At 70.3% G+C, this 17837-nt stretch carries 15 protein-coding genes; 7 read left to right on the top strand and 8 right to left on the bottom strand.

The genetic code is table 11. The features are described 5' to 3' along the window. Positions 1–275: 275 nt before the first annotated feature. From ABLE88_RS01625 to ABLE88_RS01615, 3 genes are read left to right on the top strand one after another with little or no spacing between them, the layout of a single operon-like run. Positions 276–1919, top strand: a complete 1644-nt coding sequence (locus tag ABLE88_RS01625) for a GMC family oxidoreductase (RefSeq protein ID WP_348829630.1) — start codon at positions 276–278, stop codon at positions 1917–1919. A gap of 26 nt (positions 1920–1945) precedes the next feature. Further along, complete coding sequence (locus ABLE88_RS01620) at positions 1946–2518, top strand: hypothetical protein (RefSeq protein WP_348829629.1); 573 nt, start codon at positions 1946–1948, stop codon at positions 2516–2518. 26 nt (positions 2519–2544) lie between these two features. Then, positions 2545–3441 carry a DMT family transporter gene (locus ABLE88_RS01615; RefSeq protein WP_348829628.1) on the top strand — a complete coding sequence of 299 codons (897 nt, stop codon included), beginning with the start codon at positions 2545–2547 and terminating at the stop codon, positions 3439–3441. 104 nt (positions 3442–3545) lie between these two features. On the opposite strand, the gene ABLE88_RS01610 is transcribed toward ABLE88_RS01615, so the two are convergent. From ABLE88_RS01610 to ABLE88_RS01580, 7 genes are all read right to left on the bottom strand, one after another. Beyond that, positions 3546–4517, bottom strand: coding sequence for a Bug family tripartite tricarboxylate transporter substrate binding protein (locus ABLE88_RS01610; protein ID WP_348829627.1), 972 nt, complete (start codon positions 4515–4517; stop codon positions 3546–3548). Between the two features lie 85 nt (positions 4518–4602). Then, on the bottom strand, positions 4603–6387 hold the full coding sequence (locus ABLE88_RS01605; RefSeq protein ID WP_348829626.1) for a thiamine pyrophosphate-binding protein: 1785 nt from the start codon (positions 6385–6387) through the stop codon (positions 4603–4605). 117 nt (positions 6388–6504) lie between these two features. After that, positions 6505–7002 carry a (2Fe-2S)-binding protein gene (locus ABLE88_RS01600; RefSeq protein WP_348829625.1) on the bottom strand — a complete coding sequence of 166 codons (498 nt, stop codon included), beginning with the start codon at positions 7000–7002 and terminating at the stop codon, positions 6505–6507. A gap of 1 nt (position 7003) precedes the next feature. Continuing rightward, positions 7004–9313, bottom strand: coding sequence for a xanthine dehydrogenase family protein molybdopterin-binding subunit (locus ABLE88_RS01595; RefSeq protein WP_348829624.1), 2310 nt, complete (start codon positions 9311–9313; stop codon positions 7004–7006). Beyond that, a complete protein-coding gene (locus tag ABLE88_RS01590) occupies positions 9313–10182 on the bottom strand; it encodes an FAD binding domain-containing protein (protein ID WP_348829623.1) in 870 nt (289 codons plus the stop codon). The genes ABLE88_RS01595 and ABLE88_RS01590 overlap by 1 nt, the downstream gene beginning before the upstream one ends. Continuing rightward, complete coding sequence (locus ABLE88_RS01585) at positions 10179–10637, bottom strand: SRPBCC family protein (RefSeq protein WP_348829622.1); 459 nt, start codon at positions 10635–10637, stop codon at positions 10179–10181. The genes ABLE88_RS01590 and ABLE88_RS01585 overlap by 4 nt, the downstream gene beginning before the upstream one ends. Continuing rightward, a complete protein-coding gene (locus ABLE88_RS01580) occupies positions 10634–11449 on the bottom strand; it encodes an alpha/beta fold hydrolase (protein WP_348829621.1) in 816 nt (271 codons plus the stop codon). Before ABLE88_RS01580 ends, ABLE88_RS01585 begins: the two co-directional genes overlap by 4 nt. Before the next feature lie 491 nt (positions 11450–11940). Here ABLE88_RS01580 and ABLE88_RS01575 point away from each other — a divergent pair, with 491 nt between their 5' ends. Continuing rightward, on the top strand, positions 11941–13431 hold the full coding sequence (locus ABLE88_RS01575; protein ID WP_348829620.1) for an aldehyde dehydrogenase: 1491 nt from the start codon (positions 11941–11943) through the stop codon (positions 13429–13431). A 147-nt stretch (positions 13432–13578) separates the two neighbouring features. Next, the gene (gene gcvA / locus ABLE88_RS01570) at positions 13579–14544 is read left to right on the top strand and encodes a transcriptional regulator GcvA (protein WP_348829619.1); all 966 of its coding nucleotides are present in this window, start codon (positions 13579–13581) and stop codon (positions 14542–14544) included. 48 nt (positions 14545–14592) lie between these two features. On the opposite strand, the gene ABLE88_RS01565 is transcribed toward gcvA, so the two are convergent. Further along, positions 14593–14925 (bottom strand): hypothetical protein, encoded by a 333-nt coding sequence (locus tag ABLE88_RS01565; RefSeq protein WP_348829618.1) that lies wholly within the window; start codon positions 14923–14925, stop codon positions 14593–14595. Between the two features lie 168 nt (positions 14926–15093). On the opposite strand from ABLE88_RS01565, the gene ABLE88_RS01560 reads away from it, so the two are divergent. After that, positions 15094–16518 carry a Do family serine endopeptidase gene (locus tag ABLE88_RS01560; RefSeq protein WP_348829617.1) on the top strand — a complete coding sequence of 475 codons (1425 nt, stop codon included), beginning with the start codon at positions 15094–15096 and terminating at the stop codon, positions 16516–16518. A gap of 5 nt (positions 16519–16523) precedes the next feature. After that, a complete protein-coding gene (locus tag ABLE88_RS01555; protein WP_348829616.1) occupies positions 16524–17834 on the top strand; it encodes a replication-associated recombination protein A in 1311 nt (436 codons plus the stop codon). The last annotated feature ends 3 nt before the right edge of the window (positions 17835–17837 follow it).

The raw sequence follows: 17837 nt of genomic DNA, 5'->3' as shown, positions 1-17837 counted from the left end.
TGCCGCCGCGCGGCCTGGCCGAACGCCGCGCCGGCGCGTGCCGCGCCGGCATGAGCGTTCGTCATGGCAGCATGTGAAAGGGTCATTTGCCTCGCGCCGGGCGGGTCTGCACGCTGATCCTGCGGCGCGACCAGCGGCCTCTCTCCCAGCGGGGAGGCCTGCGGCGCCGCCCTGCCGCCGGAAGGTCCGCGCCGGCGGGACCGGGCAAGACGCATCGGCGGCGCCGCCTGATCGCAGGCGCGCCGTCAGATCGCCGAGGAAAGTGCGGGAAACCCATGGCAGACGCACAGAAGGGCCGCGCGGCGCCGCAAGACGCCGGGACCTTCGATTATGTCATCGTCGGTGCCGGCTCGGCCGGCTGCGTGCTGGCCAACCGGCTCACCAGGGACCCCGCCGTGCGGGTGCTGCTGCTGGAGGCCGGCCCGAAGGACAGCTACATCTGGCTGCACGTTCCCATCGGCTACTATTTCACCTTCGGCAATCCGCGCGTGGACTGGTGCTTCACCACCGAGCCGGAGCCGGGGCTCGGCGGACGGCAGATCAAGTATCCGCGCGGCAAGGTTCTGGGCGGCTGCTCCTCCATCAACGCCATGGTCTATATCCGCGGCCAGGCGGCCGACTATGACCGCTGGAAGAGCTTCGGCAATCCCGGCTGGGGCTGGGACGACGTGCTGCCTTACTTCAAGCGCTCCGAGGACCACGCCAACGGCGCCAACGCCTTCCATGGCGCCGGCGGCGAACTGGCGGTGGAGCCCATCGGCGAGAGCTGGGAGATCCTCGACGCGTTCGAGCAGGCATGCGTGGAGAGCGGCATTGCGCGCACCGACGACTTCAACAAAGGCGACAGCGAGGGCGTGGGCCGGTTCGAGCTCACGCGCCGCAACGGGCTGCGCTGGAGCACCGCGCGCGCCTTCCTGCGTCCGGCGCTCACGCGGGCGAACCTGAAGGTGCTCACCGGCGCGCACGTGGAGCGCCTGACCTTCGACGGCGGGCGCTGCACCGGCGTCGCCTTCCGGCAGGACGGCATGGCGCGCCACGCCAAGGCGGCGGGCGAGGTGATCGTCTGCGGCGGCGCGGTCGGCTCGCCGCAGGTGCTCTCCTGCTCGGGGATCGGCGACGGGGCGCGGCTGCGCGAGTTCGGCATCCCGGTGGTGGCGGACCTTCCGGGCGTCGGCGAGAACCTGCAGGATCACGTGGCCTTGCGCATGCTGTTCAAGGTTCAGGACACCATCACCTTGAACCAGCAGGCGTCGACCTGGCTCGGCAAGGCGAAGATGGCGCTCCAGTACGCGCTGCTGCGCAAGGGGCCGCTCACCATCCCGCCGGCGCTGGTGAGCGCCTTCACCCGCTCCGCCCCGGACGCGCCGACGCCGAACGTGCAGTTCGTCGCCTATCCGGTGAGCTTCGACAAGGTGGGCGACGCGCCCCATCCCTATCCCGGATTCACCGCCTCGGCGTGCCTGCTGAACCCATTCAGCCGCGGGCATGTGCGCATCGCCTCGCCCGATGCGATGGCGGCACCGAAGATCCAGCTCAATTTCCTCACCGACGAACGCGACCTCGACATCGCCGCCGGCGCCATGCGCGCGGTGCGGCGCGCCATCGCCGGGCCGGCGCTCGCGCGCTTCCGGCCGCAGGAGGTGCAGCCGGGCATCACCGCCCAGACCGACGCCGAGCTGAAGGACGCCGCCCGGCGCTACGGCATGACCATCTTCCACCCGGTCGGCACCTGCCGCATGGGGGACGACGCCGGCGCGGTGGTGGACTCGCGCCTGCGGGTCCACGGCATCGCCGGCCTGCGCGTGGTGGACGCCTCGGTGATGCCCACCATCACCTCGGGCAACACCAACGCGCCCACCATCATGATCGCCGAGAAGGCGGCCGACATGATCCTCGAGGACCGCCGCACGGCGGCCTGAGGCATGGAACTCGGGGAGACGCGGACGTGAGCTGCGACACGACGGGAGCCGGCGCCGGCATCCTCTACTGGGAGACGGCGCCCGAGGCGCCGGAGGGGCTTCCCGAGGGCCTCGGCCTCGCCGACGCCCGGCGCTATGCGGCGGCCGAGGCGCCGCTCGGCCTCGTGATCGCCGAACGCGGCGGCGCGGGGCAGGGGGATGTCCTGCCGGACCGCGCAGGCGACCTTTCCCGCCATCTGGCGCGCGAGGTGAGCCGCACCCTGAGGGACGGCATCGATGCCGCGGCCGCGCTCGACGCGCCGGTGATCAATTCCATCTGGTTCGACGTGCCGCCCGAAGGCGAGGCCGAGTTCGACGCCTGGTACGACACCGAGCACATCCCGCTGCTCATGCGCGCGCCCGACTGGCTGATGGTGCGCCGCTTCGAGGTCGCCGCGCGCGCGCCGTTCCCGGCCACTCGGCTCTCCTTGCATTATATCGCCCGTGCGGAGGCGCTGGCCGCGCCCGAGCGCCAGGCCGCCCGCGCCACGCCCTGGCGCGCCTTCCTCGCCCGCCGGGACTGGTTCGCGCCCCGCTATCGCGTGTTCCGCCGCCTGTGAGGCGGCGCCGCGCTCAAGGAGTTTTCATGCAACAGGACGAGCGCCGGGGCATCTTGCTGATGATGCTCGCCATGGCGACGCTGATCGGCAACGACACGCTGCTGAAGCTTTCGGCGCAGACGCTGACCGTGGGCCAGGCGCTGTTCATCCGGGGCCTCGTATTGGTGCCGCTGCTGGGGCTGCTGGCGCTCAAGGGCGGCGCGCTGGCGCGCCCCAAGGATGCGGTCCACCCGCTGGTGCTGCTGCGCACCGTGGGGGAGGTGCTGTTCATCGGCTTCTACATCTCGGCGCTGGTGCATCTGCCCATCGGCGACGCCACCGCCATCCTCATGCTGGCGCCGGTGCTGGCGACGCTCGGCGCGGCGCTGGCGTTCCGCGAGCCCGTGGGGGCCTGGCGCTGGGCGGCGGTGCTGGTCTCGTTCGCGGCGGTGATCCTGGTGGTGCGCCCCACCATCCAGGGGTTCGATCCCTGGCTGGCGGTGGCCGCGCTCGGCATGGTCTGCGCCGTGGTGCGCGACCTCGCGGCGCGGCGCCTGCCGCCGGGCTGCTCCACCGCGCTCGCGGCGCTGGTGGCGGCGATCGGCGTGAGCGTGTTCTCGCTCGGCCTGATGCTGTTCGAGGGCCTGCGCCCGTTCAAGCCCGCCGGGGTCGCCTATGCGGTGGCGGCGGGGGTGGTGGCGACCGTCGCCTTCAACGCCATGATCGGCTCGATGCGCGCGGCCAACGTCGCCGTGGTGATGCCGTTCCGCTATTCGTCGGTGGTCTGGGCGATGGTGGTCCAGGTGCTGGTGTTCGGCGTGGTGCCCGACTGGGTCGCGCTCACCGGCGTCGCCTTCCTGCTGCTGGTCGGCGCGATTTCCTATGCGCGCGAGCGCGCGCTCCGGCGCAAGGCGAGCCTTGCCGCGGCGTCCGTGTCCGCCTGAGCCGCGGCCGCGGGCGGAAAAAATTCGGGGCCGCGCGCCGGTGAGCGCGGGCCCCGATCGTCACATCCACGGACCCGGCCGGGCCAAAGCCGGCCGGGGCGGGATCAGTTCACGCCCACCTTGGCGGCGGCCACGATCTTCTTGAACTGCTCGCGTTCCTTCTTGAGGCGCGCGGCGAACTCCGCCGAAGTGGACGGCTGCGGCGCGGCGCCCACCGCGCCGAGCTTCTCCTTCACCTCCGGCAGGGCCAGCACCTCGGCGATGTCCTTCTGGATCTTGTCGACGATGGGCTGCGGCGTACCGGCGGGCGCGAACAAGCCGGCCCACTGGGTGGTCGAGACGTTGGGGATGCCGCTTTCCTGGAGGGTGGGCAGATCGGGGGCGACCGCCACGCGCTTGCCGTCGGTGACGGCGAGCATCTTCACGCGGCCGGAATCCACGAACGGCTTGGCGGAGGAATAGGCGAGCACGGCGAGCGGCACTTCGCCGCCGGCCACCGCGGTCGCCGCCGGGGCGCCGCCCTTATAGCCGATGTGGCGGATCTTGGCGCCGGACTCGATGGCGATCCACTCGCCGGTCAGGTGGTTCAGCGTACCGGTGGCCGGCGAGGCGTAGTCGAGCTCCGTGGTCTTGGTCTTCGCGAGGAAGTCCTTCATCGAGGAGATGCCGGAATTGGCGTTGGCCACCAGCACGATCGGCGTGTCGGTGATGGTGATGATCGGGATGAAGTCCTTCTCCATCGAATAGTTCGCGGTCTTGAACACGAGTTCGTTGATGATGCTCACGCCCGCCTCGGCGCCGAGCAGGGTGTAGCCGTCGGGCTTGGCCTTGGCGGCGGCCTGGGCGGCGATCATGCCGCTCGCGCCGGCGCGGTTCTCGATCACCACCGGCTGGCCCCATTTGTTCTGAAGCCGCTCGCCCACCACGCGGGCGGCGATGTCGACAATGCCCCCGGGCGCGAACGGGACCAGGATGGTCACGGCGCGGGTGGGGTAGTCCTCGGCGGATGCTGTGCCGGCAAACATGAAGGTTGCGGCAAAAGTCGCGGCGAAGGCCGCGGCGATATGGCGTTTCATCTCCCTCTCCTTTGGTTCGGGCTTCCTCCTCGGGGCCGGGCCTTTGGCGTCCGGCCCCCGTCTTGCGCGCCTTCTTCGGGCGCCGTCACGCGCCGCGCGACAGGGGGGCGCTGGCGTAGCCCGCCTCCACGTGCACGTCGATCAGATAGGGCTTGCCGGCCGCCACGTGGTCGAGGCCGCGGGCGATCGCCGCCTCGAGCGCCGCGTGGGTGCGCACCGGGCCTTCGGCGGCCACGCCCTGGGCGCGGGCGATGGCGGCGAGGTCCACCATGGGCTCGTCCATGCGCTGGCCGATCCAGCGATTCTCCACCGGCCGGGCGCGCGCCTTGGCGACCGCCTCCTGGTGCAGCTCGTCGTTGAAGTTCGAGCGGTTGTTGGAGACGATGAACAGCGCCGGCAGCTCGTAGTGGGCGGCGGTCCACAGCGCGGTGACACCCTGCAGGAAGTCGCCATCGCCCAGCACCGAGACCACCTCGCGGCCGGCATCCTTGAGCGCCAGCGCGGCGCCCACCGTGATGCCGGGGCCGGCGGCGAGGCCCGCCCCGCCGTCATGGCCGAGATAGTCGAGCGGATCGCGGAACGCATAGACGTCGCCGGCCCAGCCGATGGTGACGTGGGCGAGCGAGAACGGCCGCTCGCCGCGCGCCTTGGCGAGCGCCACCTCCACGTCGCGCGGAGCGATCTCGCCGCCCGGCTTGCCCTTGTAGACGGCCTCGGCGCGCGGGGCGCGCTCGGGCTTCGACGCGGCGGCCGTCGCCCCCTTGGCGAGCCGCGCCTCCACCTCGGCGAGGAGCTGGGCGACGAACCGGTCCGGGCTCGCCAGCACCGGCACGTCCACCGGCGGCAAAGCGAAATAGTCCATGCTCCAGCCGCGGTGCAGGTTCGAATCCAGCGACACATGGACGAGCCGCGCCGGAATCGAGGCGGTGTCGCGCGTCACCTGCATCAGGAAGCCGTTGAAGTCGGCCCAGTCGAGGCTGACGATCACGTCCGCCGCGCGCACCTGGTCCTTGGCGGCGGCGGTCAGCCAGTAGCAGGGCGGCACCACGTGGTTGGGGTGCTCGGTCGGGAAGGCGGCGCGCTCGCGCAGCGAGGTCATGACGCGCGCGTTCAGCAGCTCGGCGAGCTTCACGCGCGCGTCCCACGCCTCCTGCGCCCGCGAGCCGCGGCCGAACAGCAGCAGCGGCGCCTTGGCGGACAGCAGCAGGTCGGCGACGCGCGAGACCGTGGCGTCGTCCGCGCTCGGCGGCGGCGCGAGGGCGTAGCGCTCCACCGGCGGCAAGGCCACGGGCTTGGCGAGCTTCTGCTCCTGGAGTCCGGCGTCGAGGCAGATATAGACCGGCGCCCGCGGCTCCATGTGGGTGAGCTGGTTGCCGCGCAGGAACGCCTCGACGATGCCCTCCGGCGAGCGCGGCTCGTCATCCCACTTGATGTAGTCGCGCAAGAGCGCGCCCTGGTCCTTGGCGGTGTGGATCCAGTCGATCCAGGGCCGGCGCATCTCCGGGGCGACCGGGCCGGTGGCGCCGAGGATCATCATCGGCATGCGGTCGCAATAGGCGTTGAACACGCCCATGAGGCCGTGCATCAGCCCGACATTGGAATGCAGGATCGCCCCCATGGCCCGGTCGGTGGCCTTGGCGTAGCCGTGGGCGATGGAGACCACGTGGTCCTCGTGCATGCACAAGAGCATCCGGGGCGCGTCGTTGCCGAGGAAGTTCACCAGGCTGTCGTGCAGGCCGCGATAGCTGGCGCCGGGATTCAGGGCGACATATTCGATGCCCAGCTCGCGCAGCATGGCCGCCGCGACATCGCTGCCCCAAGCAAGTTCGGCCGGTGCGTTGGGCGCCACCGGCACTTCGTTCCTCTTCATGCGTTTCCTCCCGCGGACGCAAGCGGGCCTGTCTTGGCGTTGCCCGGTCTGCGTCCCGATCCTCAGGTTGCGTGGTCGGCGCGTGGCTCCTTCACGTCCCGTCGCGGCGGGCGGCCCTCAGGACGCCTTGTCGAGCCGCGCCGCGCTGCGGCGGCGGGCGGCGAGCTGAACGGCGGCGATGATCTCCGGATAGGTGCCGCAGCGGCACAGATTGCCGGACAGATAGTGCCGGATGAGGTCTTCGTCCGGGTCGGGGTGCTCCTCCAGCAGGCGCTCGGTCATCATGATGAAGCCCGGCGTGCAGAAGCCGCACTGGAAGGCGCCGGCCTCGATGAAGGCCTGCTGCACGATGCTCGGCACCCCGCCTTTGGCGAGCGCCTCCACCGTGTCGACGCGGGTTCCCTCCAGGAACACGGCCAGGAACAGGCAGGCGGAGACCGGGTCGCCGTCCACCTTGACGGTGCAGCAGCCGCACAGGCCCTGGCCGCAGCTCTCGCGCGCGCCGAACAGGCCGAACTCGTTCTGCAGCAGCTCCACCACCGAATGGTGCGGCGCGACCCGCGCGGTGACCGGGCGGCCGTTGAGGGTGAAGCTGATGGTGCGCAGATCGGCCATCTCAGAAGTCCTCGAGCGGCGTGTTCGCGGCGGCGCGCATGGCGCGGTAGACCGCCTCCGGCGTGATGGGGAGCGCGGTGACGCGCACGCCCACGGCGTCCTCGATGGCATTGGCGATGGCGGGGGAGACGCCGAAGGTGGCGCTCTCGCCCACGCCCTTGGCGCCGAACGGCCCGGAATGCTGGGTCGCCACCACCGCCTCGCTCTCCATGAGATGGGGGATGTCGAGGATGGAGGGGATCTTGTAATCGGCGAGCGAGGCGTTGGTGACCTGGCCCGCGTCCAGCTCCATCTTCTCAGACATGGTGAAGCCCAGCTGCATGATGGCGGCGCCGGAAATCTGCGTCTCCACCACCTTCGGGTTCAGCGGCGTGCCCACGTCGCACACGTTCACCATCCGGGTGATGGTGACGTGGCCGGTCTCGGTGTCCACCTCGATCTCCACCGCCGTCGCGCCGATCATCCAGAACGGGGTGACGTTGTCGGACAGGCCGGTGTCGTGGTCCGGCGACTTGTAGGAGGGGATGAAGGAGCCGATGCCGATCACGTTACCGGCCTGCATGCCGTATTTCTTCTTGAACAGCTGGTCGACCGGGATGTTGCTGCGCGCGGGCAGTCCCAGCTCGGTGGCGAGCTGGTCGAGCTTGGTCTTGGCGTCCTCGGCGGCGAGGCGCACCGCATTGCCCATGTGGAAGGTGGAGCGCGAGCCCAGCGTCGCCATGTCGTAGGGGGTGACGTCGGTGTCCGGACGCACCACGCAGACCCCTTCCGTGGGCACGTTCAGCACCTCGGCGACGATCTGCGCCATGGCGGTGTCGGAGCCCTGGCCCATGTCCACGGTGCTCGAATAGAGCGTCACCGAGCCGTCCGCCGACACGTTGACGATGGCGACCGAGGTGGTGGGGGAGATCGAGGCCTTGAAGCCGATGGCGATGCCGCGCCCGCGCCTTATGGTGCCGGTGCCGCGCGCGAACGGCTGGTCCCAGCCGATGCGCTCGGCGGTGCGCTCCAGCACCTCGGGGATGGCGGCGTCCTGCATGATGGTGCCGGTGGCGTGGGGGCGGCCGTCGCGCAGGATGTTTTTGCGGCGGAACTCCACCGGGTCCATGCCGATGCCGCGGGCGATCAGGTCGGTGTGGCTCTCATAGGCCCACACCAATTGCGGGATGCCGAAGCCGCGCAAAGCGCCGGCCGGCGGGCGGTTGGTGTAGACCGCCACCGATTCCAGATAGACGTTGTCGATGTCGTAGGGGCCGGCGGCGGTGAAGCCGGACTTCTGCGTCACGCGCGGGCCGATGTCCGCATAGGCGCCGCCGTTCCACCACACGTCGCAGCGCCGCGCGATCACCTTGCCGTCGGCGTCGACGCCGCTCTTGATGCGGAACGTCGTGGCGTGCTTGGTGATGGTGTAGAACTGCTCCTCCATGGTGAGGGCCACCCGCACCGGCAGGCCCGCCAGCAGGGCGAGCGCGGCGGCGAGCGCCTCGAGCTTGATGTAGAGCTTGGCGCCGAACCCGCCGCCGAGATGGCTGGTCTTCACGCGGATGCGGTTCTCCGGCCACTTCAGCAGCCGCGCCATCTCGATGCGCACGAAGGACGGGCTCTGGGAGGCGGTGTGGATGGTCAGCCCGGCGCTGGTGGGCTCGGCCACCGAGATCATCGGCTCGAACGGGGTGTGCATCACCTGCTGGGTGGTGAAATCGTGCGCGAAGACGTGGGCCGCCCGGGCGAAGGCGGCTTCCGCGTCGCCCCGGATCAGCCGGTAGTCCAGCGCCACGTTGGTGTCGCGCTTGCCTTCCAGGTGCTTGAGGTCCGGGAAGGTGCCGGCCGGCTTGAGGGTCTCGTGCACATAGACGTTCGAGGTCGCCGCCTCCACCTCGTCATAGACCGCGGGCAGCTCCTCATAGTCGACGCGCACCAATTGGGCGGCGGCGTCGGCGATGTGGGGATCGCGCGCCAGCACCACCGCCACCGCCTCGCCCACATAGCGCACCTTGCCGGTGGCGAGGATCGGCTGGTCGTGGAATGCCGGGCCGAAGAACGGCTCGGGGATGATGGCGCGGATGTCCTCGCAGGTGACGACCGAATGGACGCCCTCGACCGCCTTCGCCTCCTCGGTGTGGATGGCGAGGATGCGCCCGTGCGCCACCGTGGAGCGCACGATCTTGGCGTGCAGCATGCCGGGCAGGCGCAGATTGTGGGTGTAGTCCTCGCGTCCCGTGACCTTGGCGAGGGATTCGAGGCGCGGCACCGCGCGCCCCACTTGGCCGTTGGGCATGAGGGGATGGGTCTTGAGCTGGGTCACCGACATTACGCCGCTCCCTCGGATGCGATCGCCTTCCTGAGGGCGCGGGCGACGTTCACGCGCACCAGCTGGGTCTTGTAGGGCGCCGAGCCGCGCACGTCCGAGGTCACCTCGGCGGCCTTGGCCGCCGCCGCGCCGGCGGCGCGGAACGCGTCCTCGCCGATCGGCGCGCCCTTCAGCGCCGCCTCCGCCTCCGTCATGCGGGTCGGGGTCTCCACCGCCGCGCTGAGCACGATGCGGGCGTCCTCGATCGTGCCGTCCTTGACCGCCAGCGAGACCGCGACGCCGAGCGCCGGCCAGTCGTGCGCCGCGCGGGTGGTGCATTTCACATAGGCCGAGCGGCGGCCGGCCTGGGCCGGCACGGAGAGGCCGGAGATCAGCTCGTCCGGCTCCAGAGAGGTCTCATAATACCCGCGAAACAGATCGGCCAGGGCGATGGCGCGGCTGCCCGAGGGGCCGGTGGCGGTGACGTGCGCGCCGAGCGCCATGAGCACGGGCGCAAGGTCCATGTGCGGGTCGGCGTGCGCGAGATTGCCGCCCAGCGTCGCGACGTTGCGCACCCGGACGTTCGAGAGCACGCGGAACGTATCGGCGAGGACGGGGAAGGCGGCGCGCACCGCGTCGGCGCGCTCCAACTGGCCGAGGCGCACCAGGGCGCCGGCCTCGAGGCCGCCGTCAGGGGTCACCGCGAAGGCGGAGAAGCGCGGCTCGACCCGGCGCAGGCTGACCAGCTTCGAGGGCTGGAACACGCCCGATTTCATCATCAGCATCAAGGCCGTGCCGCCGGAGATTGGGCGGCAGGTGGGATCCTCCGGATCGATCAGGCGCACCGCCTCGGCCAACGAGGCGGGCTCTTCCAGGGCGAAGGGAATCATGCCGCTTCCCCTTTCTCTCCAAAGGCATCGCGCAGGTTGGCGGTGAAGCTGCGCTCCATCTCCCGCGCCTTGGATTTCAGCACCGGCTGGCCCAGCGCGCCGAGCTTGCCGGCCAGCGCCACCTCGATCGCATAAGCGATGCCGGTGGCTCCGCCGCGGTCCTCGAGGTCGGCCTTGGCGGTGCCGGTGAGCCGGCCGACCACGCCGGCGGGTACGCCCTCCACCTTGGCCTCGATGCGGCCGGGCGCCTCCATCTTCGTCACCTCGACGGTGACGTCGAACTTGAAGCGGATATAGGCGACCTTGGTTTCCATCACCGCGGTGTAGTGGGTGGCGTCGATCTCGTTGAGATCGCGCACCCCCTCGACGCAGGAGGCGAAGAAGCGGGCATCCTTCAATTTTTCGAACACCACCGCGCGGGGCGCCGCGACCTCGATCTCGCCGGTGAAGATCATGACGCGGGAACCTCCGCCAGCAACGCCTTGAGCATGTCCGCGATGGTGTCCGGCACCTCGAGCGGGGTGAAATGGCGCGCCCCGGCGATGATGCTCAACCGCGCGCCGGGAATGGCTTCGGCCATGGCCTGCGCCATGGCGGGCGGGGTGGCATAGTCCTCTTCGCCCACCACGATCCGCACCGGCATGCGGAACAGCGGCAGCGCCGCGACCTTGTCGCAGGCGCCCAGCATCCGGCAGGTGCGCCCATAGGCGTCGACGTCGTTGGCGAGGAACACCTTGATGGCGGCGTCCACCACGTCCGGATTGGCCTCGCGGAAGGCGTCGCCGAACCAGCGCGTCTTCTGGAACGGAACGAGCGCGGCCATGCCGCCCTCCTTGGCCTTCATGGCGCGTTCTTCCCAGGCGGCAACGGCGTCGGCGCCGTAGCCGGCCGTGGTATCAATGAGGCCGAGGGCGTCCGTGCGCTCCGGATGGGCGGCGGCGAACGCGATGCTCACGCAGCCGCCCATCGAGGCGCCAGCCACCGCGGCGCTCGTCCAGCCCACATGGTCCATCACGCCGGCGAGGTCGTCCGCGAACTGCTCCACCGTGAAGGGCGCGTCAGGCTTGCCGGAGGCGCCGTGGCCGCGGCAGTCGAGGGTGAGTACGTCCGCGACCGGAAGCAGCGCCGGCACCACCCGGTCCCAGAAGCTGCGGTCCATCGCCAAAGAATGGATGAGCGCGATCCGCCGGCCGCCCGCGCCCGCGTGGAGAGAATAGGCGATCGGCGTGCCGTCCCGCGCCGTGGTCCGTCCGTTCGTCTGCGCCATGCGTGCTATCCGGCCTCGGCTCCTCGGGCCGCCGCCGGCCCGCTTTCCGTCGCCCGCAGAGCCGGAAATCCAAGGAAATACATCAGGTTCCCGGATTGACCTCAGACGACGCGATCCTGGAGCCTTTATAGGCAGCGGCCCGTGGGCCGGCCAAAGGATGGTTTCTCATGTGCGCCATGAGGAAGTTTCATTGACCGCTCTTATGGCGGGCCGCTGCGAGGCATGAGAAAATTTTGCCAGGCCATTCAAAAGCGTCATTTGCGCGGATGGGTCGCCCGCACGGTAGTTAGAGCGCGATCCGATCGGGTTGAACCAACCTGACCGGTCATTCGCCCTCTAACCTTCAAAGAGAGAACGCACTATCCAATCAGGTTGCGCGGCAAGCCGATCGGCGCGTGCTCTCGCCCGGAACAAGGGGGGAGACGTGGCTGGTGCCGCCCGTCCCGCCCGCACGCGCGCCGCCAAAGGCGCGACACCAGGGAGAAAATCTCATGGACCAGAAGGTGACCCAAGGCGCGCCGATCCGGCACTACGGCCTTTATATCGATGGCCGCGAGATCCCCCCGGCGCAGGAGATGGACAGCCTCAATCCCTACACCGGCAAGGTGTGGGCGGTGGTGCCGGACGGCACCGCGGCGGACATGGACGCGGCGGTCGCTGCCGCCCGCCGGGCGTTCGACGACGGCCCGTGGGGCAAGATGACCGCCACCCAGCGCGGCGCCATGATGCGCCGGCTCGCCGACATCATCGCCCGCGACGCCGAGGAGCTCGCGCGCATCGAGTGCAACGACAACGGCAAGCTCTATCGCGAGATGCTCGGTCAGTGGAAGTATATTCCCGAGTATTTCTATTATTATGCCGGCATGGCGGACAAGCTCCAGGGCGATGTCGTCCCCTCCGACCGCCCGAACTTCTTCATCTATACGCGCCGTGAGCCGATCGGCGTGGTGGGCGCCATCACGCCGTGGAACTCGCCCGGCCTGCTGCTGGTGTTCAAGCTCGCGCCCGGCCTCGCCGCCGGCTGCACCTTCGTGGTGAAGCCGTCCGAGCACACCCCGGTGTCGACGCTGGAGCTCGCCAAGCGCTTCGAGGAGGCGGGCTTTCCGCCCGGCGTGTACAATGTGGTGACGGGGCAGGGGTCGATCGGCGCCCACCTCGTCAAGCATCCGGACATCGACAAGCTCGCCTTCACGGGCGCCACCTCCACCGGCAAGCGCATCGCCGCCTCGGCGGCCGAGAACCTGACGCGCGTCTCGCTGGAGCTGGGCGGCAAGTCGCCCAACATCGTGTTCGAGGACGCCGATCTCGACGTCGCCGCCAACGGCGCCATCGCCGGCATCTTCGGCGCCACGGGGCAGACCTGCATGGCCGGCTCGCGCCTTCTAGTGCAGGAGAGCGTCCACGACGTGCTGCTCGAGAAGATCGTTGAGCGCACCCGGCAGATCCGCCTCGGCGACCCGCTCGCCGAGGAGACCGAGATGGGCCCGGTGGCGAACGAGCCCCAGTACAAGAAGGTGCTGGAATATATCGACATCGCCAAGGGGGAGGGCGCGCAGGTGCTCTATGGCGGGCAGGGCGACCCCGCGCTCGGCGGCTATTTCGTGCAACCCACGGTGCTCGCCGGGGTGAACAACGACATGCGCATCGCCCGCGAGGAGGTGTTCGGCCCGGTGCTCGGCGTCATCAAGTTCAAGGATGAGGAAGAGGCGATCCGGATCGCCAACGACACGCGCTTCGGCCTCGCCGCCGCGGTGTGGACGCAGAACGTGCACCGCGCCCACCGCGTGGCCCACCAGCTGCGCGCCGGCACGGTCTGGATCAACGCCTATCGCGTGGTGTCCTTCGCCACCCCCTTCGGCGGCTTCAAGGAAAGCGGCCTCGGGCGCGAGAACGGCACCGATTCGATCCGCGAATACACCGAGACCAAATCGGTCTACGTGGAGCTCACCGGCCAGCCGCGCGACCCCTTCAAGATCGGCTGAGGCGGGCGGACCGGCGCGTCCTGGCGCGCCGGTCGGCCCCCCTGTCGCGCGCCGGCCGGCCGGCGCCGCCGTCTGGGAACCTTCGCGCAACGCACGTCGCAAGGCGGGGCGGCCGAGAGCGGATGCGCTTTGCATCGAGCTGATGTAATGAACGCTTTCAAGGGGAGGCCGCCCTACCGGGCGGATCAAACGAGAGGCGCAAGAACAGTGCGCAGGCATTTGCCCTCCATGAGGGCGCTTCAGGCATTCGAGGCGGCGGCGCGGCACCTCAATTTCACGCGCGCCGCGGTCGAGCTGAACCTGACCCAGACCGCCATCAGCCACCAGATCCGCAATCTCGAGGAGACGCTCGACATCCAGCTGTTCTCCCGCGACGGCGGGCGCCTGCGCCTGACCCCGGCGGGCGAGCAGTTTGTGGCCGCGGCGCGGCTCGTGATCGCCGAAATCTCGCTCGCCACCGACCGGGCGAGCCACGAGCAGCGCGACGACACGCTCACCATCGGTTGCCTCGGCACGTTCGAGATCAAGAGCCTGCTGCCGCACATCGCCGCGTTCCAGGACCAGCACCCGGAGCTGGCGCTGCGCTTCAAGACCATCATCCCCAACGCGCCGCCGGCGCGGCCGGACTTCGACGTGTCGATCCAGTACGGGGTGGGCGACTGGCCGGGCATGAGCGCCCACAAGCTCGGCGAGGAGGAGGTCTTCCCGGTCTGCAGCCCGCGGCTTTTGGAGAAGGATCCGGACCTGAAGGCGCCGGCCGACCTCCAGCGCCACACCATCATCCGCACCGGCTCGCCGCTGCTGGTGCGCGACGACTGGCCGTTCTGGCTGGACCGGGCGGGGGTGCCGGGCCTCGGCTTCGCCCGCGAGATCACCTGCGATCTGCTCTATCCCGCCTTCCAGGCGGCCATCGAGGGCCTCGGCATCGTCATGGGCCGCTCGGCGGTGGTGCGCCACGACATCTCGCGTGGGCTGCTGGTGGAGCCGTTCGACGTGCGCCTGCACTCGCCCTCGGCCTATTACCTCGTGGTGCCGCAGGCGCGGGAGAACCTGCCCAAGGTGGAGGTGTTCCGCGATTGGGTGCTCAAGGACTTGCTGCGCAAGATCGCTTGAGCCGAGCTGCGCGCCGGCCGGCAGATGCGTCCGGCCTGGAGTGGGGTGTCAGCAGGCGTACTTGGCGTAGGCGGAGCCGAAGCCGTTCTGCCTGAGGCGCATGGCGGCGATCTCGGCGCCGCCTTTGTCCCGCGGTCCGATCACATGGCAGAAATGGCCGTCGGCGAAATTGGGGAAGTCCAGCGCGCTGGTGTCGATCACCTCGCCGCTGCCCCATGTTTCCCTTGCGTCACGGGCGGGCGCGATCTCCGTCGCGCACACCGAGATGGCATACCAGCCGCAGGCGTAGGCAAGGCGCGGGTCGCCGGACGCCAGGTCCCGCCCATGTCCCGGCATGGCGGCGAGCAGCACGGCGGACAGGCCCAAAGCGACCCTCTTCATGGCGTGCCCCCCTGACGAGACCGGCCACGGTCAAGACTGCGCCCGTTTGGCGGGAAGTCAACGGCGGCCTCGGCGGCGCGCGGCGCGGTAGACGCCGGGCCGGCTCTGGCGCAAAAGTGGGCGCGGAACCGGTGCCGGGCGGGGCGGCGATTTGCGAGAGGTCGTGGGATGAGAGGAAGCATGCTGGTGGCCGGCGCCTTGGGGTGCCTGCTCACCGTCGCCGCTGCCGGCGCTGCCGGCGCGCAGCAGCCGCAGGTGCGCGTACCCGCCTCCCGCGCCGAGGTGCAGCTCTCCTTCGCGCCGGTGGTGGCCAAGAGCGCGCCGGCGGTGGTGAACGTCTATGCGCTGAAGGCGCAGCCGCGCAATCCGATGTTCGACGATCCGTTCTTCCGCCGCTTCTTCGGCAATCGCGGCGGTCCGGGCCTGGGCTCGCCGGAGCGCATGCAGCGCTCGCTCGGCTCGGGCGTGATCGTCGATGCGTCGGGGCTCGTGGTCACCAACTATCACGTGATCGAGCAGGCGGACGAGATCCGCATCGCCCTCAACGACAAGCGCGAATACGAGGCCGACGTGCTGCTGCGCGACCAGCGCACCGACCTTGCCGTGCTGCGCATCCGGCGCGAGGGCAAGGAGAGCTTCCCGGTGATCGCGCTGGGCGATTCCGACGAATTGGCGGTGGGCGATCTGGTGCTCGCCATCGGCGATCCCTTCGGTGTCGGCCAGACGGTGACGCAAGGCATCGTCTCCGCGCTCGCCCGCACCCAGGCGGGCATCTCCGACTACCAGTTCTTCATCCAGACCGACGCCGCCATCAATCCCGGCAATTCGGGCGGCGCCCTGGTGGACATGGCGGGGCGCCTGGTGGGCATCAACACCGCCATCTATTCGCGCTCCGGCGGCTCGCACGGCATCGGCTTCGCCATTCCGGTGAACATGGCGCGGGTGGTGATCGAGCAGGCGAGGAGCGGCGGCAAGTCGGTGCGCCGGCCGTGGCTCGGCGCCTCGCTCCAGCGGGTGACGGCGGAGCTCGCCGAAGGGCTCGGCCTCCAGCGGCCGAGCGGCGTGCTCATCACTTCGGTGGTGACGGGCAGCCCCGCCGCCAAAGCGGGCCTCAAGGCCGGCGACCTGATCGTCGCGGTGGAAGGCCAGGTGGTGGACGATCCGCAGTCGCTCAACTACCGCATCGCCACCCGCCCCATCGGCGGCAAGGCGGCGTTCGCCGTCAGCCGCTCGGGCAAGGAGGTGGCGCTCATCGTGGTGCTGGAGGGGGCGCCGGAGACGGTCCCGCGCGAGGAGATCCAGCTGAAGGCCCGCTCGCCCTTCGCCGGCGCGACGGTGGTCAACCTGTCGCCCGCGGTGGCGGAGGAATTGCGGGTCGATCCCAACGCGGTGGGCGTGGTGGTCTACGACGTGGACGACAGCACGCCTGCCGCCGCCGCCGGCTTCAAGGCCGGCGACGTGATCCTCGAGGTGAACGGCCAGAAGGTGGTGCGCACGCGCGACCTCGACCTTGTCATCCGTACCCCGCAGCGCGCCTGGCGCGTGGTGGTGGTGCGCGCCGGGCGCACCATCTCCGCCGTCCTGCCGGGCTGAGGCCGATGGCGGACCTGTTCGAGGCGGCCGGGCTCGGGGCCGAGATCGCCCGCCCGCTCGCCGATCGCCTGCGCCCCACGGTGCTCGCCGAGGTGGTGGGGCAGGACCATCTGGTCGGGCCGGACGGGGTGCTCTCGCGCATGCTGGAGACCCGCTCGCTCGGCTCGCTGGTGCTGTGGGGCCCGCCGGGCACCGGCAAGACCACGGTGGCGCGCCTGCTGGCCAACGCCACCGACCTGCACTTCGAGCAGATCTCGGCCATCTTCTCCGGTGTCGCCGACCTCAAGAAGGTGTTCGAGCAGGCCCGCGCGCGCCGCCTCACCGGCACGGCGACGCTGCTGTTCGTGGACGAGATCCACCGCTTCAACCGGGCCCAGCAGGACAGCTTCCTGCCGGTGATGGAGGACGGCACGGTGACGCTGGTGGGCGCCACCACCGAGAACCCGTCCTTCGAGCTCAACGCGGCGCTGCTCTCGCGCGCCCGGGTCCTGGTGTTCAAGCCGCTCGACGCCGAGGCGATCGCCCGGCTGCTCGCCCGCGCCGAGGCGATCGAGGAGCGGCCGCTGCCGCTGACCGAGGAGGCGCGCATCGCGCTCGTCCACATGGCGGACGGCGACGGGCGCGCCGCGCTCACCCTCGCCGAGGAGGTGTGGCGCGCCGCCCGCGCCGGCGAGATGTTCGACGTCGCCGGCCTCGCCGAGGTGGTGCAGCGCCGCGCGCCGATCTACGACAAGAGCGAGGACGGCCACTACAATCTCATCTCCGCTTTGCACAAGGCGGTGCGCGGCTCGGACCCGGACGCGGCGCTGTATTATCTGGCGCGCATGCTGGATGCGGGCGAGGGACCGCTGTTCCTTGCCCGGCGCATCGTGCGCATGGCGTCGGAGGACATCGGCAATGCCGATCCCCAGGCGCTGGTGGTGGCGAACGCCGCCAAGGAGGCCTACGACTTCCTCGGCTCCCCGGAGGGCGAGCTGGCGCTGGCGCAGGCGGTGGTCTACATGGCCACCGCGCCGAAATCGAACGCCGTCTACAAGGCCTTCTCCAGCGCCAGGAGGGTGGCCAAGGAGGGCGGCTCGCTGACGCCGCCCAAGACCATCCTCAACGCCCCGACCAAGCTCATGAAAGGCGAGGGCTACGGGGCGGGCTACCGCTACGACCACGACGAGCCGGATGCCTTTTCCGGCCAGAACTATTTCCCCGACAGCATCGGCCGCCAGAGCTTCTACCACCCGGTGGAGCGCGGCTTCGAGCGCGAGATCAGAAAGCGCATGGACTATTGGGCGCGGCTGCGGGCGGAGCGCGGGGGGGACTGAGGC

It is taken from the genome of Xanthobacter luteus (genome assembly GCF_040049235.1).
In the GTDB taxonomy this organism is placed as follows: domain Bacteria; phylum Pseudomonadota; class Alphaproteobacteria; order Rhizobiales; family Xanthobacteraceae; genus Xanthobacter.
The sequence above is the reverse complement of the archived record's forward strand: the minus strand, read 5'-3'. Positions and strand labels throughout refer to the sequence as shown.

Coding starts and splice junctions, on each gene's coding strand:
- ABLE88_RS01625 (WP_348829630.1), top strand. CDS start 276: ATGGCAGACGCACAGAAGGGCCGCGCGGCGCCGCAAGACGCCGGGACC.
- ABLE88_RS01615 (WP_348829628.1), top strand. CDS start 2,545: ATGCAACAGGACGAGCGCCGGGGCATCTTGCTGATGATGCTCGCCATG.
- ABLE88_RS01610 (WP_348829627.1), bottom strand. CDS start 4,517: ATGAAACGCCATATCGCCGCGGCCTTCGCCGCGACTTTTGCCGCAACC.
- ABLE88_RS01605 (WP_348829626.1), bottom strand. CDS start 6,387: ATGAAGAGGAACGAAGTGCCGGTGGCGCCCAACGCACCGGCCGAACTT.
- ABLE88_RS01600 (WP_348829625.1), bottom strand. CDS start 7,002: ATGGCCGATCTGCGCACCATCAGCTTCACCCTCAACGGCCGCCCGGTC.
- ABLE88_RS01595 (WP_348829624.1), bottom strand. CDS start 9,313: ATGTCGGTGACCCAGCTCAAGACCCATCCCCTCATGCCCAACGGCCAA.
- ABLE88_RS01590 (WP_348829623.1), bottom strand. CDS start 10,182: ATGATTCCCTTCGCCCTGGAAGAGCCCGCCTCGTTGGCCGAGGCGGTG.
- ABLE88_RS01585 (WP_348829622.1), bottom strand. CDS start 10,637: ATGATCTTCACCGGCGAGATCGAGGTCGCGGCGCCCCGCGCGGTGGTG.
- ABLE88_RS01580 (WP_348829621.1), bottom strand. CDS start 11,449: ATGGCGCAGACGAACGGACGGACCACGGCGCGGGACGGCACGCCGATC.
- ABLE88_RS01575 (WP_348829620.1), top strand. CDS start 11,941: ATGGACCAGAAGGTGACCCAAGGCGCGCCGATCCGGCACTACGGCCTT.
- gcvA (WP_348829619.1), top strand. CDS start 13,579: ATGAACGCTTTCAAGGGGAGGCCGCCCTACCGGGCGGATCAAACGAGA.
- ABLE88_RS01565 (WP_348829618.1), bottom strand. CDS start 14,925: ATGAAGAGGGTCGCTTTGGGCCTGTCCGCCGTGCTGCTCGCCGCCATG.
- ABLE88_RS01560 (WP_348829617.1), top strand. CDS start 15,094: ATGAGAGGAAGCATGCTGGTGGCCGGCGCCTTGGGGTGCCTGCTCACC.
- ABLE88_RS01555 (WP_348829616.1), top strand. CDS start 16,524: ATGGCGGACCTGTTCGAGGCGGCCGGGCTCGGGGCCGAGATCGCCCGC.